This window comes from Melghirimyces profundicolus, assembly GCF_003054245.1.
In the GTDB taxonomy this organism is placed as follows: domain Bacteria; phylum Bacillota; class Bacilli; order Thermoactinomycetales; family DSM-45169; genus Melghirimyces; species Melghirimyces profundicolus.
The window spans coordinates 1-26,579 of record NZ_QBKR01000035.1 but is presented as its reverse complement, the minus strand read 5'-3'; the positions used below and the strand labels follow the sequence as shown (position 1 = coordinate 26,579).

General features: G+C 56.9%; 30 protein-coding genes, 1 pseudogene and 2 riboswitches. All 31 genes and pseudogenes read left to right on the top strand.

Annotation, left to right across the window (positions count from 1 at the left end; all coding sequences use genetic code 11):
* The first annotated feature begins 153 nt into the window (after positions 1-153).
* The 31 genes and pseudogenes from spoIIM to C8P63_RS17055 all read left to right on the top strand — a co-directional run bounded on the left by spoIIM (position 154) and on the right by C8P63_RS17055 (position 26,235).
* Positions 154-789, top strand: a complete 636-nt coding sequence (gene spoIIM / locus C8P63_RS17205; RefSeq protein ID WP_108026215.1) for a stage II sporulation protein M — start codon at positions 154-156, stop codon at positions 787-789.
* Between the two features lie 100 nt (positions 790-889).
* Positions 890-1,369 (top strand): ferric iron uptake transcriptional regulator, encoded by a 480-nt coding sequence (gene fur / locus C8P63_RS17200; RefSeq protein WP_108026212.1) that lies wholly within the window; start codon positions 890-892, stop codon positions 1,367-1,369.
* A 95-nt stretch (positions 1,370-1,464) separates the two neighbouring features.
* Positions 1,465-2,610 carry an alanine dehydrogenase gene (gene ald, locus C8P63_RS17195; protein ID WP_108026210.1) on the top strand — a complete coding sequence of 382 codons (1,146 nt, stop codon included), beginning with the start codon at positions 1,465-1,467 and terminating at the stop codon, positions 2,608-2,610.
* 56 nt (positions 2,611-2,666) lie between these two features.
* Positions 2,667-2,909, top strand: a complete 243-nt coding sequence (locus tag C8P63_RS17190; protein WP_108026208.1) for a DUF4227 family protein — start codon at positions 2,667-2,669, stop codon at positions 2,907-2,909.
* Positions 2,910-2,981: 72 nt separating this feature from the next.
* Complete coding sequence (locus C8P63_RS17185) at positions 2,982-4,166, top strand: phosphopentomutase (RefSeq protein ID WP_108026206.1); 1,185 nt, start codon at positions 2,982-2,984, stop codon at positions 4,164-4,166.
* Positions 4,167-4,179: 13 nt separating this feature from the next.
* Positions 4,180-5,010 (top strand): purine-nucleoside phosphorylase, encoded by an 831-nt coding sequence (locus C8P63_RS17180; RefSeq protein WP_108026204.1) that lies wholly within the window; start codon positions 4,180-4,182, stop codon positions 5,008-5,010.
* Positions 5,011-5,136: 126 nt separating this feature from the next.
* Complete coding sequence (locus C8P63_RS17175) at positions 5,137-5,964, top strand: purine-nucleoside phosphorylase (protein WP_108026202.1); 828 nt, start codon at positions 5,137-5,139, stop codon at positions 5,962-5,964.
* A gap of 2 nt (positions 5,965-5,966) precedes the next feature.
* Positions 5,967-7,292 carry a pyrimidine-nucleoside phosphorylase gene (locus C8P63_RS17170; protein WP_108026200.1) on the top strand — a complete coding sequence of 442 codons (1,326 nt, stop codon included), beginning with the start codon at positions 5,967-5,969 and terminating at the stop codon, positions 7,290-7,292.
* 79 nt (positions 7,293-7,371) lie between these two features.
* Entirely contained in the window at positions 7,372-8,565 is a 1,194-nt protein-coding gene (locus C8P63_RS17165; protein ID WP_108026198.1) for a D-alanyl-D-alanine carboxypeptidase family protein, read from the top strand.
* 433 nt (positions 8,566-8,998) lie between these two features.
* Entirely contained in the window at positions 8,999-9,352 is a 354-nt protein-coding gene (spoIIAA, locus tag C8P63_RS17160) for an anti-sigma F factor antagonist (protein ID WP_108026196.1), read from the top strand.
* Complete coding sequence (gene spoIIAB / locus C8P63_RS17155; RefSeq protein WP_108026194.1) at positions 9,349-9,804, top strand: anti-sigma F factor; 456 nt, start codon at positions 9,349-9,351, stop codon at positions 9,802-9,804. The genes spoIIAA and spoIIAB overlap by 4 nt, the downstream gene beginning before the upstream one ends.
* Before the next feature lie 9 nt (positions 9,805-9,813).
* On the top strand, positions 9,814-10,581 hold the full coding sequence (gene sigF, locus C8P63_RS17150; protein WP_108026225.1) for an RNA polymerase sporulation sigma factor SigF: 768 nt from the start codon (positions 9,814-9,816) through the stop codon (positions 10,579-10,581).
* 84 nt (positions 10,582-10,665) lie between these two features.
* Positions 10,666-11,289, top strand: a complete 624-nt coding sequence (locus tag C8P63_RS17145; RefSeq protein ID WP_108026192.1) for a stage V sporulation protein AA — start codon at positions 10,666-10,668, stop codon at positions 11,287-11,289.
* Positions 11,290-11,302: 13 nt separating this feature from the next.
* The gene (locus C8P63_RS17140) at positions 11,303-11,698 is read left to right on the top strand and encodes a stage V sporulation protein AB (RefSeq protein ID WP_108026223.1); all 396 of its coding nucleotides are present in this window, start codon (positions 11,303-11,305) and stop codon (positions 11,696-11,698) included.
* Between the two features lie 23 nt (positions 11,699-11,721).
* Positions 11,722-11,895: pseudogene (locus C8P63_RS17135) on the top strand (SpoVA/SpoVAEb family sporulation membrane protein); the annotation flags it as partial.
* Positions 11,896-11,936: 41 nt separating this feature from the next.
* Positions 11,937-12,557, top strand: a complete 621-nt coding sequence (gene spoVAEA, locus C8P63_RS17130) for a stage V sporulation protein SpoVABEA (RefSeq protein WP_108026190.1) — start codon at positions 11,937-11,939, stop codon at positions 12,555-12,557.
* Between the two features lie 131 nt (positions 12,558-12,688).
* Positions 12,689-12,860: riboswitch (Lysine riboswitch) on the top strand.
* A 77-nt stretch (positions 12,861-12,937) separates the two neighbouring features.
* Positions 12,938-14,263, top strand: a complete 1,326-nt coding sequence (gene lysA / locus C8P63_RS17125) for a diaminopimelate decarboxylase (protein WP_108026188.1) — start codon at positions 12,938-12,940, stop codon at positions 14,261-14,263.
* A 156-nt stretch (positions 14,264-14,419) separates the two neighbouring features.
* Positions 14,420-14,572: a TetR/AcrR family transcriptional regulator gene (locus C8P63_RS20120; protein ID WP_108026186.1), complete on the top strand. Its 153-nt coding sequence runs from the start codon at positions 14,420-14,422 to the stop codon at positions 14,570-14,572.
* A 311-nt stretch (positions 14,573-14,883) separates the two neighbouring features.
* Positions 14,884-15,963 carry a murein hydrolase activator EnvC family protein gene (locus C8P63_RS17115; protein ID WP_108026183.1) on the top strand — a complete coding sequence of 360 codons (1,080 nt, stop codon included), beginning with the start codon at positions 14,884-14,886 and terminating at the stop codon, positions 15,961-15,963.
* A 144-nt stretch (positions 15,964-16,107) separates the two neighbouring features.
* Entirely contained in the window at positions 16,108-17,064 is a 957-nt protein-coding gene (locus C8P63_RS17110; protein WP_108026181.1) for a COX15/CtaA family protein, read from the top strand.
* Positions 17,065-17,183: 119 nt separating this feature from the next.
* A riboswitch (FMN riboswitch) is annotated at positions 17,184-17,323 on the top strand.
* A gap of 209 nt (positions 17,324-17,532) precedes the next feature.
* Complete coding sequence (ribD, locus tag C8P63_RS17105) at positions 17,533-18,654, top strand: bifunctional diaminohydroxyphosphoribosylaminopyrimidine deaminase/5-amino-6-(5-phosphoribosylamino)uracil reductase RibD (protein ID WP_108026179.1); 1,122 nt, start codon at positions 17,533-17,535, stop codon at positions 18,652-18,654.
* Positions 18,655-18,657: 3 nt separating this feature from the next.
* Positions 18,658-19,299 carry a riboflavin synthase gene (locus C8P63_RS17100; protein WP_108026177.1) on the top strand — a complete coding sequence of 214 codons (642 nt, stop codon included), beginning with the start codon at positions 18,658-18,660 and terminating at the stop codon, positions 19,297-19,299.
* 15 nt (positions 19,300-19,314) lie between these two features.
* Entirely contained in the window at positions 19,315-20,514 is a 1,200-nt protein-coding gene (locus tag C8P63_RS17095; RefSeq protein ID WP_108026175.1) for a bifunctional 3,4-dihydroxy-2-butanone-4-phosphate synthase/GTP cyclohydrolase II, read from the top strand.
* Positions 20,515-20,544: 30 nt separating this feature from the next.
* Positions 20,545-21,027, top strand: a complete 483-nt coding sequence (gene ribH, locus C8P63_RS17090; protein ID WP_108026173.1) for a 6,7-dimethyl-8-ribityllumazine synthase — start codon at positions 20,545-20,547, stop codon at positions 21,025-21,027.
* Positions 21,028-21,053: 26 nt separating this feature from the next.
* Positions 21,054-21,839 (top strand): segregation and condensation protein A, encoded by a 786-nt coding sequence (locus C8P63_RS17085; RefSeq protein ID WP_108026171.1) that lies wholly within the window; start codon positions 21,054-21,056, stop codon positions 21,837-21,839.
* Entirely contained in the window at positions 21,811-22,449 is a 639-nt protein-coding gene (gene scpB, locus C8P63_RS17080) for an SMC-Scp complex subunit ScpB (protein ID WP_425437326.1), read from the top strand. Before C8P63_RS17085 ends, scpB begins: the two co-directional genes overlap by 29 nt.
* 104 nt (positions 22,450-22,553) lie before the next feature.
* A complete protein-coding gene (locus tag C8P63_RS17075; RefSeq protein ID WP_170109738.1) occupies positions 22,554-23,228 on the top strand; it encodes a DUF2953 domain-containing protein in 675 nt (224 codons plus the stop codon).
* Positions 23,201-23,650: a GerW family sporulation protein gene (ytfJ, locus tag C8P63_RS17070; protein ID WP_108026167.1), complete on the top strand. Its 450-nt coding sequence runs from the start codon at positions 23,201-23,203 to the stop codon at positions 23,648-23,650. Before C8P63_RS17075 ends, ytfJ begins: the two co-directional genes overlap by 28 nt.
* A 280-nt stretch (positions 23,651-23,930) precedes the next feature.
* Positions 23,931-25,067: a D-alanyl-D-alanine carboxypeptidase family protein gene (locus tag C8P63_RS17065; RefSeq protein WP_108026165.1), complete on the top strand. Its 1,137-nt coding sequence runs from the start codon at positions 23,931-23,933 to the stop codon at positions 25,065-25,067.
* A 3-nt stretch (positions 25,068-25,070) separates the two neighbouring features.
* The gene (locus C8P63_RS17060; protein WP_108026163.1) at positions 25,071-25,658 is read left to right on the top strand and encodes a nucleoside recognition domain-containing protein; all 588 of its coding nucleotides are present in this window, start codon (positions 25,071-25,073) and stop codon (positions 25,656-25,658) included.
* A gap of 40 nt (positions 25,659-25,698) precedes the next feature.
* Positions 25,699-26,235, top strand: a complete 537-nt coding sequence (locus tag C8P63_RS17055; RefSeq protein WP_281258742.1) for a spore maturation protein — start codon at positions 25,699-25,701, stop codon at positions 26,233-26,235.
* The last annotated feature ends 344 nt before the right edge of the window (positions 26,236-26,579 follow it).

Genomic DNA, 26,579 nt, shown 5'->3' with positions numbered 1-26,579 from the left:
TCACCCTATCGATCCGTGATGTTCTTCCGTAGACAGTTTTCGACACTGGAAGCTAAAAACCTGGTTTTAGTTGGACTTTTTCACCGGACTTCTAGTATATCTCTCCCTTTTCCCTCATAGAAATAGAGCGAGTGGAGAAGGGGGGATTCCAAATTGAAGAAGAAGACCATCCGGCAGGCGTTTCAGCTCCACCTCCAAAACCAGATGCCCCTGTATTTGTTCGTCGGTGTTCTGTTTGTGATGGGGGTGATTTTCGGTGCAGTCATCGTCAATACCCTGTCTCCGGTGCAAAAGGAAAACCTGCTCACCTACCTGGGCCATTTTTTCAAGGGACTGGACCAGGATTCCATTGCCGATCCGAAAACCGCGTTTCAACACTCCCTCGGCAACCATTTTAAAATTCTGGGATTGATGTGGCTGCTCGGGGTTTCCGTCATCGGAATGCCCTTCATATTCGTTCTGATTTTCTTGAAGGGGTTGGTGGTCGGTTTTACCGTCGGCTTTCTGGTCAGCCAGCTTTCCTGGGACGGGCTCTGGTTTTCCTTTTTGGCCGTGGTGCCTCACAACCTGTTGATCGTGCCCGCCCTGATGATTGTGGCAGTCGGGGGGATCGCGTTCTCCCTCCTCATGGCCCGGAACCGGCTCATTCATCGTCGCGGTACGATCTATCCGCAGTTCCTGTCCTACTCGATCTTGGTGACCATCATGGCCTGTGTCCTGGTCCTGTCCTCCTTTTTTGAGGCCTATGTTTCCCCCGTGCTGATGCGGATGGTCATTCCGCAGCTGTAGTAGTTTAAAATCTTTCTTATCTGATAGTCGATATCGACAGAATTGACTTCCAAGACTCCCCTCCCATATAATGAGGTCAGGAGCGCAGGGGGGTGTGGAGATGGAAGAGAGAGTCAAACAAATCAAGCAGCAGCTTTCTGCCCATAATTATAAACTGACCCCCCAACGGGAAGCGACCGTCCGCGTTCTCCTGGAAAATGAAGAAGATCATCTGAGCGCGGAAGATGTCTACCTGTTGGTGAAAGAGAAGGCACCTGAGATCGGTCTGGCGACGGTTTACCGGACGCTGGAACTCCTCAGTGATCTGGCGATCATCCACAAGCTGAATTTCGGTGACGGCGTCACCCGTTACGAGTTTCGCGCCGAAGGAGCGGAACATCATCATCATCACCTGATCTGCCTCCATTGCGGAACCGTGGATGAAATTACCGATGATTGGCTGGGGCCGATCGAGAAGCGGGTAGAAAAACAATTCGACTTTCAGATTATCGACCACCGGTTGACCTTTCATGGGATCTGTCACCGGTGTAAGGATCAAGTCAAAGATCCCAAAAAACTGGTTGGCTCCAAAGTGACGTGAGATCCGGGCGGTCTCGCGTTTTTATTTTCCCACGGTCGGTATGAAGAGGAATGGACGAGTGGTATGATAAAGGATGGAAAAGGAGGCGTGCAGAAATGATCATCGGTGTCCCCAAAGAGGTGAAAGACAATGAAAACCGGGTCGCCATTTCCCCCGCAGGCGTGGACGCTCTTGCAGGAGCGGGGCATCAGGTGTTGATTGAAAAAGGGGCCGGAGAAGGAAGCGGCTTTTCAGATGAAGCGCTTTCCGAGCACGGTGCCCAAATCATCGACACCGCCGAAGAAGTTTGGAACTCCTCGGACCTGATTCTCAAGGTGAAGGAGCCCCAGCCTTCGGAATTCCGGTATTTCCGCGAAGGACTCCTTCTGTTCACCTACCTGCATCTGGCCCCGGAGCCGGAACTGACCCGGGCTCTGATGGAGAACAAGGTGACGGCCATCGCTTATGAGACCATCCAGTTGGACAACGGAGCCTTGCCGCTTTTGACTCCGATGTCCGAAGTGGCCGGCCGGATGTCGGTTCAGATCGGCGCACAGTTCCTGGAGAAGCCCAACGGCGGCAAAGGAGTGCTCCTTGGCGGGGTGCCCGGGGTTCTTCCCGGAGAAGTCGTCATTGTCGGGGGCGGCGTTGTCGGTACCAACGCGGCCAAAATGGCGCTGGGGCTGGGAGCCAACGTGACCATCCTGGACGTGAATCCCGATCGCCTGCGCCAGTTGGATGATATCTTCCGCGGCCAGCTCCGAACCCTGATGTCCAACCCGTACAATATTGCGCAATCTGTGAAAAAGGCCGACCTTCTGGTGGGGGCGGTTCTGATCCCCGGCCATCGCGCTCCCCGTCTGGTGACGGAAGAGATGGTGAAGTCGATGTCGCCCGGTTCGGTGATCGTTGACGTGGCGATCGACCAAGGAGGATCGATTGAGACGATCGATCATGTCACCACCCACAGCAACCCGACCTACGTGAAACATGACGTGGTTCACTATGCTGTGGCCAACATACCCGGAGCCGTGGCTCGGACCTCCACTTATGCCCTGACCAATGTCACGATTCCGTATGCCCTCAAAATTGCCAACCAAGGGTTGGAACAGGCGTTGAAGGAAAGTCATCCCCTCGCCCGCGGGGTGAACGTGATGGAAGGCTATGTGACGTATCAGGCGGTTGCGGAGGATCTCAACCTTCCTTACCGATCCCTCGATGATTTAATGGGACAACCGATCCTCGAGGAAGGACGGGCATAACCCGGCCCCCTTTTCCATACAATGTTTCAAATAACGGGAAAGGACGGGTTGTTTTCATGGTTTTCTCCCTCCGCCGTTTGGCGGCATGGGCCAAGTTCCTCACGATGTTCGTGATTCTCACGCTGATTTTCTATCAGGTGATCGCCTGGATCTCCCATTGGATTCAGCCCACCTACCGGTATGGGGAACCGAAGGGGCCGGCCGTCAAAGTGTTTGCGCCCCATGGGGAAACCGGAACGACGGGAGGGCTGACCGACCTGACAGAACGTCTTCTTCTATTCTACTGGCTGGGCGAATGAGGTCCATCCAACCGCTCACGGCACGCTCTTCGAGCGGCTTTTTTGTTGAGACTGACGGTGAGGTGAGAAGGATTGAAAGCATTTGACCGGATTGCATTGATCGTCTTGGACAGCGTGGGGATCGGTGCGCTGCCGGATGCCGAAGACTTCGGTGACCGGGAGGTCCATACCCTGGGTCACATCGCCGAGGTTCGGGGACTGAAGTTGCCCCACCTCGCCCGCATGGGACTGTCCAACATTGAACCGATTCCGGGGATTGAACCCGCCGACCGGCCGATGGCCCATTACGGAAAAATGGCGGAAGTCTCCGCGGGAAAGGATACAACCACGGGACATTGGGAACTGATGGGGGTACATACTTCCAAGCCCTTCAAGACCTATCCCGAAGGTTTTCCGGAGGAATTGATCCGGGCCTTTGAAGAACGAATCGGCCGAAAAGTAATCGGGAACAAACCGGCTTCCGGCACGGCGATCATCGAGGAGCTGGGGGCTGAGCAGATGGAGACGGGAGCGGTGATCGTCTACACTTCCGCCGACAGCGTGTTTCAAATCGCCGCTCACGAAGAGGTGGTGCCGCTGGATGAGCTCTACCGGATCTGCGAGACGGCCCGGGAACTGACCTTGGATGACCGGTATGCTGTGGTGCGGGTCATCGCCCGGCCCTTCATCGGACAACCCGGCAACTTCGAGCGAACCGCCAACCGGCGCGATTATTCCGTCAAACCGCCTCGGCCCACGGTGATGAACCATCTTGCGGAAGCGGGTCTGGACTCCATCGGGATCGGCAAGATCTCCGATATTTACGCAGGGGAAGGAATTACCCGTTCCATCAAAACGAAAGACAACATGGACGGGGTGGATCGGTTGTTGGAAGTGCTGAAGACGCCTTACCACGGTCTCGCCTTCGTCAATCTGGTGGACTTCGATTCCAAATATGGTCACCGGAGGGATCCGGAAGGTTACGGTCGGGCGTTGGAGGATTTCGATCGCCGGCTTCCCGAAATCCTGAACGCCGTCGGTCCCTCGGATCTTCTGATCATCACGGCGGACCACGGAAACGACCCCACGTATTCCGGCACGGATCATACCCGTGAATACGTGCCCCTTTTTGTCTGGAGCCCGGTTCTTTCCGAGGAAGGGATCTCCCTCGGGGTGCGGGAGACGTTTTCCGATGTGGGGGCCACCGTCGCCGAGAACTTCGGCGTTCGTCCGCCCGATCATGGAACCAGTTTCTTGTCGTCGCTGAAACGAAAATAAGGGAGAGGGTTGTATGGAATCCATCTTGCATCAAACCAAAGAGGCCGCCGAAGCGATCCGGGGACGGAGCGACCGCCGTCCCAAAATCGGCCTCGTTCTCGGATCCGGCCTGGGAATTTTGGCGGAAGAGATTGAAGAAGCCACATCCATTCCCTACGGGGAGATTCCCCATTTCCCCGTTTCAACGGTGGAAGGACATGCGGGGAAGCTGGTGCTGGGAACCTTGGAAACCCAGCCCGTGGTGGCGATGCAGGGGCGTTTCCACTTCTATGAAGGGTACCGGATGCAGGAAGTCACCTTCCCGATCCGCGTGATGAAGGAGCTGGGGGTGGACATCCTGCTGGTGACCAATGCGGCGGGGGGGATCAACACCGATTTTGAAGCGGGAGATCTGATGCTGATCCAAGACCATCTCAATCTGATGTTTACCAACCCGCTGATCGGCCCGAACCACCCGGAATGGGGAGTCCGCTTCCCCGATATGTCGGAAGCCTACGATTCCACTTACCGTCAGCTGGCCAAACGGGTGGCTGAAACCCGGGGCCTTTCCCTCCGGGAAGGCGTTTATGCGGGTTTGACCGGCCCTTCCTACGAAACTCCGGCCGAGATCCGTATGCTCCGGCGGATGGGGGCCGATGCCGTCGGCATGTCCACCGTGCCGGAAGTCATGGTGGCCCGCCATGCGGGGATCCGGGTCCTTGGAATTTCCTGCATTTCGAACATGGCGGCGGGGATTCTGCCCCAACCGTTGAGCCACGAGGAAGTGATGGAGACGGCGGAGCGGGTGAAGCCCCGTTTTATCGAACTGGTCAAAGGCATTGTCAGGGACATTCCCTCTGTCTGATTAACGGACAATGGGAAAATCCTTCCGGAACGATTGATAAACGGGGCATTGACAGGGAGTCACCAACCCAAAGAAGCGTTGTGATTTCATCAACATGCCTGACATCCTTCAGGAAGGGGGCTTATCATGGCACAAAGGTATGAACAGATTGAAGAAGCCCGTGATTTTATCCGGAAAAAAACCGATCGGCGTCCGGAGGTCGGGTTGATCCTCGGTTCGGGGCTGGGAGATCTTGCCCATGACATCGAAGAGGCGGATGTGATCCCTTATTCGGAGATTCCGCACTTTCCGGTTTCCACGGTGGAGGGGCACGCCGGCCAGCTGGTGATCGGTCGTCTTTCCGGCAAAACGGTGGCAGCAATGCAGGGACGTTTCCATTTTTACGAGGGATATACCCAGCAGGAAGTGGTCTTTCCGGTCTATGTGATGAGAGCTCTCGGGATCGAGGTGTTGATCGCCACCAACGCCTGCGGCGGGATGAATTCCGCTTTCCAAGCGGGGGATTTGATGCTGATCGAAGACCACATCAACTTTACGGGAAGCAATCCCCTCATCGGACCGAACGATTCCCGGTTGGGTCCCCGTTTTCCCGACATGTCCCAGGCCTATGACCGCGGGTTGATCGATCTGGCTCACCGGGTCGCGGATGAACAGGGAATCCGGCTGCAACAAGGGGTTTACGCCGCGATCAGCGGTCCCGCCTACATGACTCCTTCGGAGCTGATCATGCTGCGAAACCTGGGCGGGGACACCGTCGGCATGTCCACGGTTCCGGAAGTGATGGCCGCACGGCATGCGGGGCTCCGGGTCCTGGGGATCTCCTGCATTACCGACATGGCGATCGGGGAAGAGCTGGAGCCTCTGACCCACGAGCAGGTGGTGGAAGTGGCGAACCAGACCAAACCCCGCTTTATCCGTTTGGTCAAAGGGATTCTGGCAGAGGTGAAGGTGTAGAGATGCAAACCGTGGAAATCATCCGAAAGAAACGCGATGGAAATGACCTGTCGACGGAAGAGATCCGACACCTCATCCAAGGCTACGTCAAGGGCCGGATTCCCGACTATCAGCTGTCCGCTTGGGCGATGGCGGTATACTTTACAGGGATGTCGACCCGGGAAACGGCGGATCTGACCCTGGAAATGGTGCGCTCCGGGGAACAGGTGGACCTGTCGGCGATCGAAGGTGTCAAAGTGGATAAACACAGTACCGGCGGTGTGGGGGACACCACCACCCTGGTGCTGGCTCCCCTGGTGGCGGCAGCGGGGGTGCCGGTGGCCAAACTCTCCGGCCGAGGGTTGGGCCATACCGGGGGCACCATTGACAAACTGGAATCTTTTTCAGGATTTGACACCTCCATGACCACCGAGGCTTTTGTCCGTCAGGTCAACCAACTGGGCCTGGCCGTGATGGGGCAGACCGCCGACCTCACTCCGGCGGACAAGCAGTTGTACGCCCTGCGTGACGTGACGGCAACGGTGGACTCCATCCCCCTCATCGCCAGTTCCATCATGAGCAAAAAAATCGCCGCGGGAGCCAATGCCATCGTCCTCGATGTCAAAACCGGCAACGGCGCGTTCATGAAAGAAGAAGAACAGGCGATCGAGCTGGCGCGGGCGATGGTGGAGATCGGAAGCCGGATCGGCCGCCGGACGGTGGCTTTCATCAGCGATATGAACCAGCCTCTGGGCCGGGCGATCGGGAACGCCCTCGAAGTGAAGGAAGCGATCGACACCCTGAAAGGCGACGGCCCCGCTGATCTGACCCGGTTGTGTCTGGCCTTGGGGGCACAGATGGTCATACTGGCCGGGAAAGCGGACACGCCCGGGGAGGCGGAAAAGCGCCTGGAGGACGCCATCGCCGACGGTTCCGCTCTGGAGTTGTTCCGCCGTTTTGTAAAAGCTCAAGGCGGGGATGCCCGGGCGGTGGATGATCCGGATTCCCTTCCCGGGGCGGATGTTCGCCTGGAAGTCGCGGCGCCTTCCGATGGCATCGTGGCCACAATGGACGCCGAAGCGATCGGATTGTGCGCCATGCAGCTGGGAGCGGGCCGGGAAAGGAAAGGGGACTCGATCGACCACGGTGTCGGCATCGTTCTCTCGAAAAAAACCGGGGAAGCGGTCCGCCGGGGAGAAACCCTGGCCACGTTATACGCCAATGATCCAGACAAGGCGGAACAAGTGAAAGGGCGTTTCCTCAACGCGATTGAGATCCGGGAGGACCCCGTAAAACCGCCCCGCCTGATCCGGGCGCTCGTGACAGAAGAAGGCGTTCAGCGTTTGTAAGGTTTTTGTTTTCCATTATTGGAATAATTTCCTTCCCTCCGTTCACAATAAAGATACGATGAATAGGAGGGAAGCCTCGATGCGATCTCGTCTGTGTGTATGGGCCCTTTTGTTTTGCCTGTCTCTTTCGTTGATCCCCCGGCCGGCATCCGCCTCGGCCACGGAAGACGGTCTGGCCCCCAAAGCCAAATCGGCCATTCTGATGGATGTGGACACCGGTACGGTGTTGTATGAGAAAAACAGCGGGGAAAAACTGCCTCCCGCGAGCATCACCAAAATCATGACCATGCTTCTGGTCATGGAAGCCCTGGAGGATGGAAAGGTCTCTCTCGGAGACCAAATCCGTGTGAGCGAACATGCAGCTTCCATGGGAGGATCACAGATTTTTCTCGAGCCGGGCGAAGTGATGGAATTAAGAGACATGCTGAAGGCCGTGGCGGTGGGAAGTGCCAACGATGCCTCCGTCGCTTTGGCCGAGCATATCGCCGGTACCGAGGAAGCTTTTGTGGACATGATGAACCGGAAGGTGAAGGAACTCGGGATGACCGGAACCCGTTTCCAAAACACCAACGGGCTTCCCCAATCCGATCATTACACCACGGCCCGGGATATCGCCATCATGTCCCGGGAATTGCTCAAGTATCCCGAAATCACCACCTATACCCGCATTTATGAAGATCACCTCCGGAAGGACAGCAAGAATCCTTTTTGGCTGGTGAACACCAACCGTTTGGTGAAATTCTACGAAGGGCTGGACGGATTGAAAACCGGCTTCACCCGGGAGTCGAAATATTGTCTTGCCGCCACCGCGAAGAGAAAGGATTTCCGGGTGCTCGCCGTGGTTCTGGGGGAACCGGATGTAAAAGACCGAAACCGGGAGATCACCCGGATGCTGGATTACGCTTTCAACCAGTTCACCAACCTGGTGTTGTATAAAAAGGGGCAAAAAATCGGTGAACTGCGGGTGGACAAAGGGGAAAAGAACCGGATCGAAGTTCGGGCTCCACGACAATTCAGCACTCTGATCCGAAAAGGGGAGAATCCCAAGGATTATAAAACCGTCCTGGATTGGAAACGCCTGTCGGCCCCTGTTCGAAAAGGGGATTCGATCGGGAGCGTCAAAGTGGTCAAAGACGGAAATACCGTGTCGGAAATGAAACTGGTGTCCGCCCGGCACAATCCGAAAGCCGGTCTTTGGACGATCATCAAACGGTGCACCAAGAAGATGCTCTTCCTGCCTGAGGAAGCACCCGCCGACGACCTTGTCTCTTGAAAACAGGACCATGTGATCATCCTAAACCGGGCTGTCCTGCCCGGCGGAGAATCAGCCGGCAAGGGTGTTCAGGGGCAAATAGCTTCTCTGTGTTGCACCCGCAGGCGTTTGCCCCTGCCCGCAGCGGGATGATTCGGAGCGGACAGTGCCTCCATCTCAGCAGGACAGCATAGCGAGACCGGGGAGCGAAGCGACCCCAGGCGAGACTTGTGCTCTGTGAGTACACGGCTAAACAATACTTCTGGAGAGGGACCACCCAAAATGATGGTGAATCAACACGTCTTCTCTCCTGAAAATGGATCAGAAGCAGCAAACCGGGAAGGCCCGTGTCGGGTTTTCTCGGTTTTTTTCTTTTTTTGTCCAAGGGAAGGAACGGTTTGACAATCCGTAGAAAAGGACATCAAACCGGATCTCCAACAGAGGTGAATGTAAAATGAGCTTGCATGTCGATGTTTCCCATCATCATGATGTCCTTCTTGTCCGGTTGTCCGGCGAGCTGGACCACCATACCGCTGCTCGTGTGAGAGAGGAAATCGACCGGGAATGGAACAAGGGTATTTGCGGAAACCTGGTGCTGAACCTGGCCAACCTCTCCTTTATGGACAGTTCAGGGCTGGGGGTCATCCTGGGCCGTTACCGCCAAGTCTCCCAGATGAACGGGAAAATGGTGCTTTGTGCCGTTCAGCCTTCCATCCACCGCCTGTTCGAGCTGTCAGGGATGTTCAAAATCCTCCCGTTTGCTGAAGATGAACGTACAGCACTTTCCGTCTGCGGGGTGGCATCATGACCAAAGTACATAACAACTTCATGGAGCTGAAATTTGCCAGCCGATCGGAAAATGAATCCTTTGCGCGAGTGGCGGTGGCCTCGTTTGTTTCCCAGCTGGACCCCACCATGGAAGAGCTGACCGATATCAAAACCGTGGTTTCGGAAGCGGTCACCAACGCCGTCATCCACGGTTATGAAGAACGGCCCGACGGAGTGATCACCATCCGGACGGAAATCGAGGGGGACCGGGTCAGTATCGTCATCGAAGATGAGGGAGTGGGCATCCGTAACATCGAGGAAGCCCGTCAGCCCCTTTACACATCCAAGCCGGAGCTGGAGCGTTCCGGAATGGGGTTCACCATCATGGAGAATTTCATGGACCGGGTGGACGTCACTTCCTCGGAAGGCAAAGGCACCTCTGTCGCCTTGATCAAGAACCTGAAAACCCATCGTCAGACCATCGGAAGTTGAGGGTTGCCCATGGATTCCGATGTACGTAATTCCCGTCAAAAACACCTGTCGGACGACGAGGTCAAGGTTCTGATCGAGAAAAGTCAGAAGGGAGACACTTCTGCCCGCGACCGGCTCGTGCAACACAACATCCGCCTGGTCTGGTCGGTGGTTCAGCGTTTCCTGAACCGGGGCTATGAAGCAGAAGATCTCTTCCAGATCGGATGCATCGGTCTGTTGAAGGCGGTGGATAAATTTGATCTCAGCTATGATGTCAAATTCTCCACCTACGCGGTCCCCATGATCATAGGCGAAATTCAACGTTTTCTCCGGGACGACGGTATGGTGAAGGTGAGTCGTTCCCTCAAGGAACTGTCGAACCGGATACGGAAGAGCAAGGATGAACTGACCAAAAAGCTGGGGCGGGCTCCCACGGTTCATGAGCTGGGGGAAGAAATGGGAGTGGCGGCGGAAGAGATCATCTTTGCTCAGGAAGCCAACCGGGCTCCTGCATCGATACATGAGACCGTGTACGAAAACGATGGAGACCCGATTACATTGATGGATCAGATTGCCGACGACACGGAAGATACCTGGTTTGACAAAATTGCACTGAAGGAGGCGATCAATCGCCTGAACGAACGAGAACGACTGATCGTTTACCTCCGCTTTTTCAAGGATCAGACCCAATCGGAGGTGGCGGAACGGCTGGGAATCTCCCAGGTTCAGGTATCGAGGCTGGAAAAGAAGATCATCCGGCGCATGCGGGAATCGATCGATGAAAGCGAGAGCGGCTGAGCACCCCGAAGGGGGTGCTTTTTGTATGGCCGTCATCGGGGCGTTGCATACTATTTTCGACAGGGACTGCAGGGAGGGAGTGCGATGGTTTCCGGACAGGTTTTTCTTCAGATGAAAAAACGAATACGGGCCAAGCCGGATCAAGTGCTCCGGGTGGGGGACGTGGCGGTGGTGTTGGCCGAAAAAAAAGAAGAGCTTGAGTCACTTCCCGTCTCCCGTCCCAATGATATGGAAGGGGACCTGGCGATCGTGGATCTGATGGACGTCATTCGGGTCCTCCGGGTGAAAGACCCCGATCTGGACATCCGAACGGTGGGTCTGCCCCAGACATTGGTGGAGTTTCATTCCCCCCGAACCATCCCGCCAGCGGCGGCGGTGGCTGCGGTCTGGCTCCTTTTGTTCGTCGGTTCGGGGCTGGCAATCATGAACTTTCATACCGATGTCAGCATGAAAGAAGTTCACGAACGGATCTATTACCTGATGACCGGTGTCCAAACGTCCCGTCCGCTGATCCTGCAGATCCCTTATTCCCTCGGGATCGGTCTGGGCATGGTGTTGTTTTTCAATCACGTGTTCAGGGGAAAGTTCAACGAAGAGCCCAGCCCCCTTGAGCTGGAGGTCTTTTTATATCAGGAAAACATCGATCAGTATGTGATTGACCACGAAAAATCCCACAAACGGGGCGATCGGCGTGTTCCCTCTGGATAAGCTGATCCTTGCCATGATCGGACTGGCGGGGGGGGTTGCGGTGGGAAGCGGCTTTGTCGCCTTTCTCACCGTTCTGGATATTGTTCCGCGCCTGACTGTGCTGACGAGAACCCGTCGGTTCGTCCGTTGGTATGAAATGGCATTTGTGGCTGGAGCCCTCTTGTTCACCTGGATGGATTTCAGGGGGTGGGCGGTAACGTTGCCCCCCGTCAGCACAGTGTGGGTCGGGCTTCTGTCCGGGGTCTTTGTGGGCCTGTTGGCCGCCGCTTTGACGGAAGTGATCAACGTGTTGCCCATTCTTGCCAAGCGCATCCGAATGGAGTCCCGTGTCTTCTGGCTGCTGATGGCCATGATGCTGGGAAAAGTGGTTGGATCCTTGTTTCAATGGTTGGTCTTTATCAATGGTTAAGGAGAGTGAAGGGTTTGGGCACGATGGGGTCTGCATGTGTCGTCGGAGATTTGATCTGCGTGATGGGTCAGTTGTTGCCGGACTGTCTCTCCATGACGCCGACCCATGTTCTGAGCAGTCCGGTGGTGGCCGGAGCCGTGCTGGACGGTTTGGGATGGTATGAACCTCTGCTGAAATTCGCGGGGGCCACGGTTCCCACCCTGACCGCTCCGGTATTCCACCCGAGGAGGTGCCCCCCTTGCCCCGACGCAAAGTGATTCTTATTACCGACGGAGACCGGGTGGCGCGGGAAACGGTGGAAGATGTGGCCCGGCAAGTGGGAGGGCGGTGTATCTCCGCCTCGGCCGGCAACCCCACCCCCCTGACCGGTGAGGGTCTGGTGGAACTGATCCAACAAGCCGCCTTCGACCCGGTACTGGTGATGTTCGATGATAGCGGATCCCGGGAAAAAGGGCGGGGGGAACAGGCCCTGGAATATGTCATCAACCATCCGGATATCGAAGTGATCGGGGTGGTGGCCGTTGCTTCCAACAGCCATCCTGTGGAGGGTACCCCGGTTCACGTTGCCCTGGACCGGGATGGCAACGTGGTGGAACACGGGGTGGACAAAGACGGGGTGGAAATGGGGGACGCTCCTTTGCGGATCTTCGGTGACACCGTGGATGTGCTGAACCAATACACCTTTCCGATGGTCGTGGGGATCGGGGACGTGGGGAAGATGAGTCACCACGACGACATACAGTGGGGAGCCCCGGTCACCGCAAAAGCGGTTCGCCTGATTCTGGAAGGAAACAAAGGGGAGGGAAATTCACGCGTTGATACACCCCCCAAAAACTTCCCATCACCCCCGAGGGAATAGACCGGCCCCATGTTCGGAACAACTGACGTTCTCCCGTGAGGGTTGGGTTTTTTCCTCTTGGCAGTCCCTGAGGAATGTGATACCCTTGTTTCAAACTGAATCGCTCGGCACTCATATGATGGAATTGTTTTCCTGTGAGTAGAGGCGCGGAACGCATCAGTACCGTCCCGGAGAAAGGCATCGATGATCGGACGGAAAAGGGTGTTTCGCCGAAGTGCGGTCGGTTGCCGAACCCCCGCACTGGCCGGTCCGCTGAACAAGGGGCCGGTTGCCGCGGACGTTTCGCGGAGCGCTACCGTGGGGAAGACGACGTTCTCAGCAACAGACGTCTTCGTCGGTTGCTTTTTATTTTGTGAGGTTGGAGAGAGGAGACTCAGGCGATGCAGTTAAGGGGAACCAGTCGAATCAACGAGCGGGGACACCTGGAGATCGGGGGATGCGATACCGTCGAGCTTGCCGAACAGTTCGGAACCCCGCTGTACGTTATGGATGAGCAAATGATCCGGAGCCGAATGCGGGCTTATGTGGAAGCGTTCCGAAAAACCGGTTTGCGTTTCCGGGTCGGCTATGCCAGCAAAGCCTTCAATACACTGGCCATGTGCCGTTTGGTGGCCGAAGAGGGGCTGTATCTCGATGTGGTATCTGACGGGGAGCTTTACACCGCATTGAAGGCGGGGTTCCCCCCTGAACGGATCTACTTTCACGGCAACAACAAGACACCGGAAGAATTGGATATGGGACTGGAGGTCGGGATCGGCTGGTTTGTGGTGGATAATTTCACCGAGCTTTCGATGTTGGATGCCCGGGCCTGCAAAAAGGGAACCATCGCCCGAATCCTTCTCCGAACCACCCCTGGAGTGGAAGCTCACACTCACAACTACATTCAGACCGGACAGGAGGATTCCAAATTCGGGTTCGACCTGGCGAGCGGCCAGGTTCACAAAGCGGTCCGACTCAGCCTGGAGGCGGAAGGGCTGGAACCGGACGGGTTCCACTGCCACATCGGGTCCCAGATTTTTGAAGCGGACGGATTTCGGTTGGCGGTGCGGAAACTGGCAAAGTTGGCGGAGGATTGCCGGGCCGCTTACGGATTCCGGACCCGGGTGCTCAACATCGGAGGCGGGTTTGGAATCCGATACAGCGGGGAGGACCGTCCGTTGCCGACGGAAGCCTACATTTCGGCGATGGCTGAAGAGATCCGGACCGGTTTTGCCGGGGTGCAGCCGCCGGAGGTCTGGGTGGAACCGGGTCGAAGCATCGTCGGGGAGGCCGGCACGACGTTGTACCGGATCGGAACGATCAAAGAGGTCCCCGGCATCCGGAAGTATGTGGCGGTGGACGGTGGAATGAACGACAATCCCCGTCCCGCCCTGTACCAGGCTTCCTATGAAGCTTATCTTGCCAACCGGGCGAAGGAGCCTCCTTCGGAGACGGTTTCGGTTGCCGGCAAACTGTGTGAGACGGGAGATATGTTGATCTGGGATCTGGATCTGCCCCGGGTGGAAAGCGGGGATCTTTTGGCGGTGAGCTGCACCGGTGCCTACAATTATTCCATGGCCAACAACTACAACCGTCTGCGGCGTCCCGCGGTGGTCTTCGTCCGGGATGGAAGGGCGGACCTCGTGGTGCAGCGGGAAAGCCTGGAGGATCTGATCCGAAACGACCGCATCCCGGAACGGATGTTCAGCCCGGAACCGATGGAATAACGACGCCCGTCTCCGGACGTTTCAAGAGCGAAGGAACCCCGCTCGTTTCTTTTAAACCGGGACGGGCCCGGGGATCATGGAAGTCCCGTGGTCACCAAGGCGTGAAGGAGAGAGACCTTATTTGAGGGCCATGCCCGGAAAAAGCGGGTTCAGGTGATGGAAGCGGCGATCGGGTCATTTGCCGAACACAGATACAGCAAAGGATCGACCAACCGGATCATCCAGAAATCCGGGATCTCCAAGGGACTGTTATTCCATTATTTCGGAAGATCTTCATGTGCTGGACCGCTGTCTCGGGACCTGCCATGAGGAAATGCGCGATCCTTCGCCGGATTTTCCGGCACGGGCTCTGACGGGATGAAGGACCGAAACCAGTAAAAAAGAAGGATCCGGATCCTCCAAAAGGAAGGTCGACCCCTCCTTTTGGAGGATGCGGCAGGATCAGGTATTCCCCATATTGAAGAAACGGGAGTGAATGAGTATACTGGCAAATGGGACTTGTCCCTTTTTTGGCCCGGTCTTCTTTTTCGTACATAACGAAACATTTCCGCAGTCCTTTTCGTTTTCATTTAAGCGGAAAGAAGCCGGGTACTTTTTGAGACGGAAAGGGTGATCCAATTTTGAAGATTCTGGGGGAGGGCGGGTGGCAACGGACCGCGATCTCACTGGCGGCAGCATTGGGCTTAGCCTTCTCCGTCTGGCCGGCCGGACTCGTTCACGCCGACAAAGAGGATGAGGTCAGGCAAAATATTGAGGACAACAAACAAAAGCAGGAAGCGAAAGAGAAAGAGATCGAAGAAGTCAAACAAGAAGTCGACAAGCTTAAAAAGAAGCTGGAGCCGCTGGAAAAAGAGCTGGAAAAGATCAAGATAAAGGAAGACGCAGCCGAGGAGGATTTGGAAAAAGCGAAAAAGGAGCTGGACAAGTACGACGACCAGTACAAGGCCAGCGTTCGCTCCATGTATATCCACGGCGGGGCCAACCAGATGGAATCCCTCCTCTCGGCGGATTCCTTCGAACAGTTTCTGGCCCGATTCGAATTTCTCCGCCTGATCATCAAGCAGGATTTCAGTCAGGTGCAGAAGTATTACGATGCCAAGGAAAGAGCGGAAAAAGCACGGGACAAAGTGCTGAAAACTCGCAAAGAAAAGGAAAAGAAGATGAAGGAGATCGAGAAGGATTACGACAAAATGGTCGACCTTCTCCAGAAAAACCGCTCCGCCCTGGCTCAGCTGGAAGAGAAAGAGATGGACTACCGCAAAACCCTGTCCCAGCTGAACCTGGAAAACCTGAGAACGGGGGAATTCCCCTTCCAGGGACCGCTCAGAAAGCCGGTGAACGGTCCGGTCACTTCGGGCTACGGGTACCGTGGCAGTGAGTTTCACACCGGGGTGGACTTCAGCGGGGACATCGGCACGCCCATCTACGCCGCCGGAAACGGACGGGTGGTCCGGGCGCAGACCTGCGGTTGCGGTTACGGTTATTACATCATGATCTATCACGGGGGAGGCGTCTACACCCTGTACGCCCACAGCTACTCCTGGCAGTCCAAAGTGTCGGTGGGCGACGTGGTGAAAAAAGGCCAGCTGATCTCCGCGATCGGCAACAACGGCCGCTCCACCGGGCCCCACCTTCACTTGGAGGTCCATGTGGGACGTCCGGGGAATTACGTCAACCCCCGCCAATATATCCCCTACTGACGGTTTCACCCTTCCCCTCACGGGAAGGGTTTTTTGCGAAGTATGGAGAATTTGTGCCCGATCCGCCGTCCGGCGTTGGTTTGTCCCGTTCTGTGGTAAAATGACAACGACGACCCTGTACACACAGAGAGGGGGCAAACGGTAATGAAGCGTTTCCTTCGGGGGGTTTCCGTCCTGGGTGTGGCGGGAACGTTTTTGATCCTCCTGATGGGGGCTTTGGTGACGAAAACGGGCTCCGGGGAAGGGTGCGGCAACACTTGGCCATTCTGTCACGGGGAAGTGTTTCCCAGCTACCATACCCTGGAGCTGTGGATTGAATACAGCCACCGGATCGTGTCCGGTCTGGTCGGTTTGATCGTACTGATTCTTTCGGTCGGGGCCTGGCTGGCTTACCGGGACCGGTGGATCGTGAAGTTTCTCGCCTTCAACAGTCTCTTTTTCATCGTGCTGCAGGGGCTTTTGGGGGCAGCGGCCGTGGTGTGGGGTCAGTCCGACGCGGTGTTGGCGTTGCACTTCGGTTTTTCTCTTCTTTCCTTCGCCAGCGTGGTCCTTCTGTCGGTCGTCCTGTTCCAGCTGGGCAGAGGAAGCGGGTCGGCCCTTCCGGGTGGAGAAAGCTCCGTCTCCCGTGCCATGAGAACGGGGATCTGGGGACTGGCCGCATACACTTACCTGGTGGTCTACACCGGGGCCTATGTCCGCCATACGGGCTCCAGTCTGGGTTGCGCCGACTGGCCCCTGTGCGGCGGACAGTGGATCCCCGATCTCACCACCCAGGCGGGCATTCAGCTGATGCACCGGTTGTTCGCCGGGCTGTTGTTCCTCTTTACGGTCTGGCTCTACTGGGCGGTGAAAAAGAATCACCCCCAACGGAAAGACCTGGTGAGGGGGGCGGGATGGTCTTTCACCCTGACCGCCCTTCAGGTATTGACCGGCGGGGCGATCGTCCTCACCAAGCTGGAACTGATCATCGCACTGGCCCACACCACTCTGATTTCCGCGTTTTTCGCGGCCATCTGCTACCTGTGCCTGCAGGTGGGCGCTCCTTGGAACACCCGTCCCCAACGGAGTGAAAAGGGGACAGAACAACCCTCTTTCCGTTAAAGCGGAAAAAGGGAGTCACGGTTCGTCGATTTGTGGTAAGATGAAAGAGACGGCCGGAATAAAGCCGTCTCTTTTCAACAGAATGTGATCCGAAAAAACCATAAAAGCCGTGTTTCCAACGAATCCTTCGGGGCTGGGTGAAAATCCCGACCGGCGGTGATGGAGAGAGAAAGACCTCCTCAGTCCGTGACCCGCGCAAGCGGTGGATCCGGTGAAACTCCGGGGCCGACAGTGAAAGTCTGGATGGGAGAAGGATGTAACGGAACACGGGTGTCCGTGGAGGTCGGGAGGCTTCTTCCCGTTTGGATTTGCATACTCTTTTTCGGGAAGTCACCCTTCCGGACCGCCGGGGGGAACATTCGTTCCGCTCGGAGGGGGCTTCCACGTGATTTCCCGTGCCCCCGTTCGGTTGTTCCTTCAAAAAGCCCTGATGGTTCAGGGCTTTTTGTTATGTCAGGGGGTGAACCCATGGAAGAAGAAATGCGCATCGAAGATGAACGGTGGATGGAGCTGGCGCTCTCTCTGGCGGAGTCAGCCCGGGGACAGACGTCGCCAAACCCGTTGGTCGGGGCGGTGGTGGTGAAGGATGGCCAGTTGAAAGGTTCCGGTGTTCATCTGAAAGCCGGCGCCCCCCACGCCGAAGTGTACGCCCTCGAGATGGCGGGAGAAGAGGCCCGGGGGAGCACCCTGTATGTGACGTTGGAGCCCTGCAACCATTACGGCCGGACGCCGCCCTGCACGGAAAAAACGATCCGGTCCGGGGTGAAGCGAGTGGTGATCGGCAGCACCGACCCCGACTCCCGGGTGTCGGGGGAAGGGATCCGTCGGCTTCAAGACGCAGGCCTTTCGGTTACGGTCGGTGTGCTGGGCGACCGTTGCGACCGCTTAAACGAAGCGTATTTTCATCACCGCCGTACGGGATTCCCCTTTGTCACCCTGAAGACCGCCGTCACCCTCGACGGAAAGACGGCGGCCCCCTCCGGTGACAGCCGGTGGGTGACAGGACCGGCGGCGCGGGAGGAAGTGCACCGTCTCCGACACCATCACGACGCCGTTCTGGTCGGCATCGGAACCGTGCTGCAGGACCGCCCCCGCTTGACCGTCCGTCTGCCTGGGGGAGGCAGCCATCCACTCCGGGTGGTGTTGGACAGTACCTTGCGGCTGCCCCCGGACACCCCGGTGACCGATGTCCGGGAAGCGCCGACCTGGGTCTTCTGCACGGATCGGGCCGACCGGGAGAAAGAACGGGGGCTCGCCGACCGAGGGGTTCGCGTGGTCCGGACAGGCCCGGGACCGCGGGTAAACTTACGGCAGGTCTTCAGGCGACTGGGTGAAGAAGGAATCATTTCCGTCCTGGCGGAAAGCGGCGGAGAATTGAATGCCTCCCTTCTCCGGGAGGGATGGGTGGATAAAATGATGGTTTTCATCGCCCCGAAAATATTGGGAGGCAAGGAGAGCCCCACGGCTGTGGAAGGGAACGCGCCGGGGCGCATGGCGGATGCGCTGTCCCTCAAAGAGGTGTCCATCCGGTCCTTCGGGGAAGACTTTTGTTTGACGGGATATCCGAAAAAAGCGGAAAAGGGGGGATAGGTCGTGTTTACGGGTCTGGTGGAAGAAGTGGGAACGATCCGTTCGATCGACCGGAAAGGAAATGCGATGCGACTTACCGTTTCCTGTCGCAAAGTGGTGAATGGAGTAAAAACCGGAGACAGTATCGCCGTCAACGGGGTCTGTCTCACCGTGACCGAGTCCGGAGCGGATCATTTTTCCGCGGACGTGATGCCGGAGACGATGATGAAGTCCAACCTGGGAGAGCTCGCGGTGCAGTCCCCCGTCAACTTGGAACGGGCGTTGGCGGCGGGGGACCGACTGGGCGGCCATTTTGTTCAGGGCCATGTGGACGGAGTGGGCCGGATTCTTTCCCGCACTCCCGTCGAGAATGCGGTCCTGTTCCGAATCGGGGTGCCCCGGGAGCTGACGCGTTGGATGGTGGACAAAGGGTCGGTGGCGGTCAACGGGATCAGTCTGACGATCGTCCGGACCGAACCGGAAGCCTTTTCGGTCTCCATCATTCCGCACACCCTGCAAGTGACGCAGTTGAAGGAAGCCCGTCCGGGAGATCCGGTCAATATCGAATGCGATATGATCGGGAAGTACGTGGCCAAGTTGACGAGTGGTTATGCGGCGCCCGGATTGACCGCAGAAAAACTGAAAGAGTCCGGTTTTGTCCGATAAGAGGAGGTGTGGCCCATGCGCGGCTTTGATCCCATTGAAGAAGCCATCTACGAACTGATGCAGGGGGAAGTTGTCATCGTGGTCGACGATGAAGACAGGGAAAACGAAGGGGACTTCGTGGCTTTGGCCGAAAAGGCGACGCCGGAGGTGATCAATTTTATGATCACCCACGGCCGGGGGCTGGTTTGCGTGCCGATCACGGAGGAGCGGGCTGCGGAACTCGACCTCCCGTTGATGGTGCAACACAACACCGAAGCTCACGAAACGGCCTTTACTGTGTCCGTCGACCATAAAACTTGCACCACCGGTATTTCCGCCCATGAACGAGCCGAGACGGTCCGCGCCCTGATCGACCCCCGGACAAAGGGTGGGGATTTCCGCCGCCCGGGTCATATATTCCCGTTGATCGCCAAAAAAGGGGGCGTGCTGCGCCGTGCCGGCCACACCGAAGCCGGAGTGGATCTCGCCCGTCTGTGCGGGGCTTATCCCGCGGCGGTCATCTGTGAAGTGATCAAGGAAGACGGCAACATGGCCCGGGTTCCGGATCTGATGAAGATCGCCGGGGAACACGGACTCAAAATCATCACCATTCAGGATTTGATCCATTACCGCAACCGGAAAGACAAATTGGTGGAACGGGTGGTCTCTACACGGCTCCCGACGGAGTTTGGGGAATTCACCGCCTACGGTTATAAAAACGAGGTGGACGACAAGGAGCACATCGCATTGGTGAAGGGACAAATCGATGGGGAGAAACCGGTGATGGTTCGCGTTCATTCCGAGTGCCTCACCGGGGATGTGTTCGGCTCCCACCGTTGCGATTGCGGTCCCCAGCTGCATGCCGCCCTGAGTCAGATTGAGCAGGAAGGAACGGGCGTTCTTCTCTACATGCGCCAGGAAGGCCGTGGGATCGGTCTGCTGAATAAACTGAAGGCATACAAACTGCAGGAAGAAGGACTGGATACGGTGGAAGCCAACCTGAAGCTGGGCTTTCGTCCGGACCTTCGGGAGTACGGGATCGGAGCCCAGATCCTGAGGGATCTCGGGGTGCGGAAAATGCGTCTATTGACCAACAACCCCCGAAAAATCACGGGACTGAAAGGGTACGGTCTGGAAGTGACCGAGGTGCTGCCGATCGAAATGCCGGCCGTGCCGGACAACGAAAAATACCTTCGCACCAAGAAAAGCAAACTGGGGCACATGCTCCACTTTTAACATCCGACTTGTGAGAGGAGATGGAATGCGATGGCCCGAATCTATGAAGGAGACCTGACCGCCGGCGGTTTGCGCTTCGGAATTGTGGTCAGCCGTTTTAACGAACTGATCACTTCCAAGCTGCTGGAGGGTGCCAAGGATGCGCTGAAAAGGCACGGAGCCGATGAAGACGATGTCGATGTCGCCTGGGTTCCGGGCGCTTTTGAGATTCCGCTGATCGCGGATCAGATGGCCGAATCGGGGCGGTATGATGCCGTGATCGCCCTGGGAGCCGTGATCCGGGGTTCCACCCCCCATTTTGATTATGTCTGTTCGGAAGCGGCCAAAGGGGTGGGGGCCGTTTCCCTTAAGCGCTCCCTGCCGGTGATCTTCGGGGTGATCACCGTGGACACCATCGAGCAGGCCATTGAACGGGCCGGAACCAAAGCCGGGAACAAAGGTTGGGAGGCCGCCGTTTCCGCCATCGAGACAGCCAATTTGCAGCGTTCCCTGAAGGAAGCCCGGCAGGACTGATCCGACGGGAAGGGAGCAGGGCAGACGTGGATGTGACGATCAAACTGGAGATGTTTGAAGGGCCGCTGGACCTCTTGCTCCACTTGATTGACAGATCGGAAGTGGATGTGTGCGAGATCCCGATCGCCCGCATTACCGACCAGTACATGGAATATCTGTCGACCATGCAACGCTTTGAACTGGAGGTGGCCAGCGAATTCCTCGTGATGGCCGCCACCCTGCTCGCCATCAAAAGCCGGATGTTGCTTCCCCGGGCGGAGCCCGCCGATCTTTCCGACGTGATGCAAGAAGAGGAAGGATTGGATCCCAGGGAAGAGCTGGTGGAACGTCTTCTGGAATACAAACGTTACAAACGGCTCGCTGACGCTTTGCGGGAACGGGAGGAAGAGCGGAGCCGGGTGTACACCCGGCCGCCGATGGACCTGACTCCCTACACACCGGAAGAAAACCCGCTGAAAGGCGTCTCACCCGATGACCTCCTCGAAATCTTCGTCGATGTGATGAGTCGAAGGGAAGAGGAGGCCGAACCCGCGCGAATGACCCGGGAAGAGATCTCGGTCAGCGACCGGATGGAGGAAATCCACGGACTTCTGCTCCGGACCCGGGGAGAACTGCGGTTTTCCGAATTGCTCCGGTGGGGCCGGATCACACGGGAACGGGTGGTTACCACCTTCCTTGCTCTTCTCGAGCTGATGAAGCTGAGGCGGATTCGGATCCGCCAGGCCGGGTTGTTTGACGATATCCGAATCGAAGCGAAACCGGGTGAGGGAGGGGAGTCATCTGATGAATTCACAGCTGAAACCGGTGATTGAAGGCCTGTTGTTCGCCGCCGGGGAGGAAGGGCTTCGTCCGTCGGAAATCGCCGAAGTGACGGGGATGGATAAAAAGGCCGTCCGTCAGTTACTGAAAGAGATGGCGGAAGAATGGAAAAAGGCGGGGCGGGGAATCCAAATTGTCGAAGTGGCCCAGGTCTATCAGCTGACCACCCTGCCGGAGCACCGGCGCTATTTTGAGAGATTGGCCAAATCGCCCTCCCGCTCCCAGCTTTCCCGGGCGGCGCTGGAGACGCTGGCCATCATCGCCTACCGCCAGCCGATCATCCGCGCCGATGTGGAAGAGGTGCGGGGGGTAAAATGCGACAAGGCGATTTATTACCTGAAACGGAAAGGCTTGATCCGGGAAGTGAGCCGGGCCGAAGGGGTGGGTCGACCGATTCTGTACGGCACCACCCGCGAATTCCTCGACTACTTCGGTCTGACCAGTCTGGACGAGCTCCCGCCCGTCGATTCCATTTTCGATTGGGCCGAATGGGAAAGGGAAAGAGGAGAGTTGTACGAACGTCTGGGTGTGGAACCACGGACCGGGGAAGAGTCCCCGACGGACGCGGAGCCGTCCGGTGCAAAGGAAACCACGGAATCATAAGCTCCCCGCGGAAATGACCGCGGGGTTTTCGTATGTTTTTCGGAAGTTCCGCCGATAATACCGGATATTGGAAGAGGCATGAGGCGGACAGGTGGTTGATGGAGATGGACGTGATTTGGAAGGTTCCTTTGATGGTGTTCCTCGGGCTTCTCGTCATCTTCCCCTTCACATCGATCCGGATCCGTGTTCAATACCGGAGAAAAGGGGAGAAAGATCACCTGGAACTGGGCTGGCGCTTGTTGTTCGGTCTTCTCCGTTTCCGGACCGTCATCCCTTCGTTCTGGCTGAACTGGAAAGGGGTTTCATTCCGGACGGAACAAGAGGACCGGGAGACGGCTCATAAACGACGAATCAGCCTCCGCATGGTGAGGAGGTTTTGGTCTGAACGCTCTTGGATCCGGCGGCAGATCGTTTCCTTCCATGAGATTGTGACAGAGACCTATCGCCGTTTTCTGAGACACGTGGTGTGTGAGAGGCTGGTGTGGAACTCCCGGATCGGAACGGGAGATGCGGCGTCCACCGGGGTGGTGACGGGAATCGTATGGGGAGTGAAAACGACGTTGGTGGGATTCACAAGTCCCCTCCTCCGCTGGACCGATCCTCCGCGGCTCGACGTGCATCCGCTTTTTCACGAAGAAAAGATTGAAACGGAGCTGGACAGTATATTCCGTTTTCGGATCGGGCACGCTATCCTTGCTGTCATTCACCTGCTCATAGGGATGATGCGCCACAAAAAAGGGAGTGAAGAAAATTGGCGGAACACCCAATTCAGGGCTTGATGACCACGGCCATGGAGAACATCAAAGAAATGGTGGATGTAAACACCATCGTTGGGGACCCGGTGGAATCTCCGGACGGCAGTATGATCATTCCCGTTTCCAAAGTCGGCTTCGGTTTCGCTGCAGGAGGAAGTGAATTTCAGGGTCAACAGGGAGAAGGCGGGATGGAGAGGGGGAAAGGCCGGGACGAAGAGCCGTCCATGGAAATGCCTTTCGGAGGCGGAAGCGGAGGGGGCGTCTCCATCACCCCCATCGGATTTTTGGTGGTCAATCAGAAAGGGATCCGGATGCTCAACATGGACGGCAACACCCATCTCTTCGACCGCATGCTGGACTTGGCCCCCAACCTGATGGAGCGGCTTCAGAATCTCACCCGTGGGGGAAAAAAGGATCCATGTTCCGAACCCAAAACCGATATCTGATGCAGGATCCGGCACGGAAAGAAAAGTCCCCGATCCATGTCAATCACAGACCGTTCCCGAACCGGGGACGGTCTTTTTCCGTCTTTTTTTACAAGGAGGATGTTGTCCCTGAACGCCCTCCCCAAAGACGTCCCGCTGAGTAGGGTGGAAAAGGTCGCTCAGACAGAACACGACTTCCGTATAACGCTCCGTTAATGGAATAAACAGATCCGGTCTTTTTCATAACCCTGTCCCACCGGCATATAAATTGTACAAACACAAGCCCTAAGGTGGATGAGCCATGCGGTTGACACGCATACTGATTGCACTTTGCGTTTTCTGGGTTTGGATCTTTACCTTGTCGGAGACCCGCGCCGGCCATCGTCCAACTTATCTGGACTTGAGCGCGAAGTCGGCAGCAGCGATCGATGTTCGATCAGGCAGGATTCTGTATGAGAAAGAAGCCCGGAAACGGATGCGGATTGCCAGCATCACAAAAATCATGACAGCCATTGTGGCGATTGAAAACGGCGACCTGGACGAAAAAGTAAAGGTGGGACCCCGTGCCGAAGGGGTGGAGGGTTCATCCATCTATCTGAAACAGGGAGAAGAAATCCCCTTGGAACATCTGCTTTACGGTTTGATGCTCCGCTCGGGAAATGATGCTGCCGTGGCGATCGCCGAGCACATCGGGGGATCCGTGGAAGGTTTCGTCTATAAAATGAACGAAAAAGCCCAATACCTGGGGATGGAACATTCGCATTTTGAAAATCCCCACGGACTGGACTCCCCCGGTCATTATTCCACGGCCATTGATATGGCGCGGTTGGCCGCCTATGCCCTCAAAAACCCCGAATTCCGGAAAATCGTCGGAACCCAGGTGAAAACCGTTCCTTGGACGGGGGAAAAGTGGCATCGAAAATGGTACAACAAGAACAAACTGCTTCGTCTCTATCCGGGAGCCGACGGGGTGAAGACCGGGTATACCAAACTGTCCAAGCGGACCCTGGTCTCTTCCGCGACGCGGGATGGAAGGCAGGTTGCGGCGGTCACCCTGAATGCTCCCGATGACTGGAACGATTCCATGCAACTTTTGGAATACGGGTTTCGTCATTTTGAGGAAACGGAGCTGGTTCGGGAAGGGGATGAAATGGCTTCCATTCCCGGCAGCCATGAACCCCGCCTGGCTGTCACCGTGTCGAGGAGTTTCCGATACCCCCTGATGGAAGAAGAAAAGGACCGGGTGAAGGTGAAGCCGATGATCACCTACCCGTTGTCCAAAGCGAAAAAAGAAGGGATTCAAGTCGGCACCGCCCGGATTCTCATCAACGGTGAAGCGGTGGGGGCCGTTCCCCTGGAGGTCCGGGTGTCGGAGGAGGAAACCATGATGGAGGAGTGGCTCGGTGTGTTGGCCGCTCTGTTTGGAAGAGGGGGTTGACCGTTGGTCAATTATATCTGGTTGTTCATGATGGTGAGCGGGGTGGTGGCCGGAGCGGTGCAGGGGGAGCTGGATCTGGTAACCCGTGCGGCATTGAAAGGGGCCAAGGAGGGGGTGGCCGTCTGCATCGGTCTGATCAGCATCCTGGTTTTTTGGTTGGGAATGATGCGGATCGCCCAGGAAGCCGGGTTGTTGGATCGTTTGGCCCGTCTCTTGGGGCCTCTGGCCCGGTTTTTGTTTCCCGACGTACCCAAGGATCACCCCGCCATGGGGTATATCCTGTCCAACATGAGCGCCAACCTGTTCGGTTTGGGCAATGCGGCGACACCCATGGGCCTCAAGGCGATGGAGGAGCTTCAGAAACTCAATACCGACAAGAAGACCGCCACGCCCGCCATGTGCACGCTTCTGGCTCTCAACACCTCCGGTTTGACCCTGGTCCCCACGACCATTATCGGAATCCGAATGGAGTACGGATCGGCCAATCCCACGGAGATCATCGGGACCACCATCTTCGCCACCTTCTGTTCCACCCTGGTGGCGATCTTGTTGGACCGTTGGTTTCGGAGTCGGACCGCCTTCCGGGAATAGGAAACCGGTCTGTCGGAAATGCGGTGAAGGAGGGTTTTCCGTGTTTGAGACGGTCTCTTTTCTTTCCAAGATCATGATTCCGGCCATTCTGGCCTTTATTCCGCTCTATGCCGCATTCCGCAAATTGCCGGTGTACGAAAATTTCGTGGAAGGGGCGAAGGATGGGTTCCCCACCGCCGTACAGATCATCCCGCACTTGGTGGGGATGATGGTGGCCGTGTCCATTTTTCGCGAAACAGGGGCCCTCCAGTTTTATCTGGGTCTTTTCAAACCGCTTCTCTCCTGGGTCCGGTTTCCGGAAGAGGTGTTGCCCCTGGGGCTGTTGCGCCCCATCACCGGAACGGGGGCTTTGGCCTTCGCCGAAAGCATCTTCAGCATCCACGGCCCCGACACCTATCTGGGTCGTCTGGCCTCCACCATGCAGGGAAGCACCGACACCACCCTGTATGTCCTGACGGTGTATTTCGGCGCGGTGGGGATCCGGCGTTCCCTCTACGCGGTCAAGGTGGGCCTCTTGGCGGATCTGACGGGTGTGCTGGCTTCCTGGCTCGTGGTCAGCTGGATCTTTGGCGGATAATGGGTTCGAACAGGGAGATGGACATACCATTCGTGTTTGGCCACGCAACCGTTGGCCAACCGTCAAGGAGTGATGACGGTCCATCCGAATATAACCGGCATGGGAGGGGCAAAGCCGTTCGGAAGCTGCACAAGAAAGGTTGTTTCCCCTAATAGCGTTGTGGTTGATGGTCAGGCTCAGAAGAAGGGAAGCGTCACTCAGGACGCTCCGCTCCCGGTCTCGCTATGCACCCACAGGGCACTAGTACTGCTTTGAGAAATGGAAGGAATGGCCATCAGGTTTGTCGAAATTTGCCTTGAGGTGAATGATGATGGCATCCAACCGGATTCCCAAAGCCGTTCGTC

Bases quoted from the DNA above. Each gene is read 5' to 3' on its own strand.
- C8P63_RS20120 (WP_108026186.1), top strand. From the start codon at position 14,420: ATGGAAGCGGCGATCGGGTCATTTGCCGAACACAGATACAGCAAAGGA.
- C8P63_RS17190 (WP_108026208.1), top strand. From the start codon at position 2,667: ATGGTTTTCTCCCTCCGCCGTTTGGCGGCATGGGCCAAGTTCCTCACG.
- C8P63_RS17095 (WP_108026175.1), top strand. From the start codon at position 19,315: ATGCGCGGCTTTGATCCCATTGAAGAAGCCATCTACGAACTGATGCAG.
- C8P63_RS17065 (WP_108026165.1), top strand. From the start codon at position 23,931: ATGCGGTTGACACGCATACTGATTGCACTTTGCGTTTTCTGGGTTTGG.
- C8P63_RS17145 (WP_108026192.1), top strand. From the start codon at position 10,666: ATGGTTTCCGGACAGGTTTTTCTTCAGATGAAAAAACGAATACGGGCC.
- C8P63_RS17180 (WP_108026204.1), top strand. From the start codon at position 4,180: ATGGAATCCATCTTGCATCAAACCAAAGAGGCCGCCGAAGCGATCCGG.
- C8P63_RS17075 (WP_170109738.1), top strand. From the start codon at position 22,554: ATGGACGTGATTTGGAAGGTTCCTTTGATGGTGTTCCTCGGGCTTCTC.
- ribD (WP_108026179.1), top strand. From the start codon at position 17,533: ATGGAAGAAGAAATGCGCATCGAAGATGAACGGTGGATGGAGCTGGCG.
- scpB (WP_425437326.1), top strand. From the start codon at position 21,811: ATGAATTCACAGCTGAAACCGGTGATTGAAGGCCTGTTGTTCGCCGCC.
- sigF (WP_108026225.1), top strand. From the start codon at position 9,814: ATGGATTCCGATGTACGTAATTCCCGTCAAAAACACCTGTCGGACGAC.
- fur (WP_108026212.1), top strand. From the start codon at position 890: ATGGAAGAGAGAGTCAAACAAATCAAGCAGCAGCTTTCTGCCCATAAT.
- ribH (WP_108026173.1), top strand. From the start codon at position 20,545: ATGGCCCGAATCTATGAAGGAGACCTGACCGCCGGCGGTTTGCGCTTC.
- lysA (WP_108026188.1), top strand. From the start codon at position 12,938: ATGCAGTTAAGGGGAACCAGTCGAATCAACGAGCGGGGACACCTGGAG.
- C8P63_RS17170 (WP_108026200.1), top strand. From the start codon at position 5,967: ATGCAAACCGTGGAAATCATCCGAAAGAAACGCGATGGAAATGACCTG.
- spoIIAB (WP_108026194.1), top strand. From the start codon at position 9,349: ATGACCAAAGTACATAACAACTTCATGGAGCTGAAATTTGCCAGCCGA.
- C8P63_RS17110 (WP_108026181.1), top strand. From the start codon at position 16,108: ATGAAGCGTTTCCTTCGGGGGGTTTCCGTCCTGGGTGTGGCGGGAACG.
- C8P63_RS17140 (WP_108026223.1), top strand. From the start codon at position 11,303: ATGATCGGACTGGCGGGGGGGGTTGCGGTGGGAAGCGGCTTTGTCGCC.
- C8P63_RS17165 (WP_108026198.1), top strand. From the start codon at position 7,372: ATGCGATCTCGTCTGTGTGTATGGGCCCTTTTGTTTTGCCTGTCTCTT.
- C8P63_RS17175 (WP_108026202.1), top strand. From the start codon at position 5,137: ATGGCACAAAGGTATGAACAGATTGAAGAAGCCCGTGATTTTATCCGG.
- ald (WP_108026210.1), top strand. From the start codon at position 1,465: ATGATCATCGGTGTCCCCAAAGAGGTGAAAGACAATGAAAACCGGGTC.
- spoIIAA (WP_108026196.1), top strand. From the start codon at position 8,999: ATGAGCTTGCATGTCGATGTTTCCCATCATCATGATGTCCTTCTTGTC.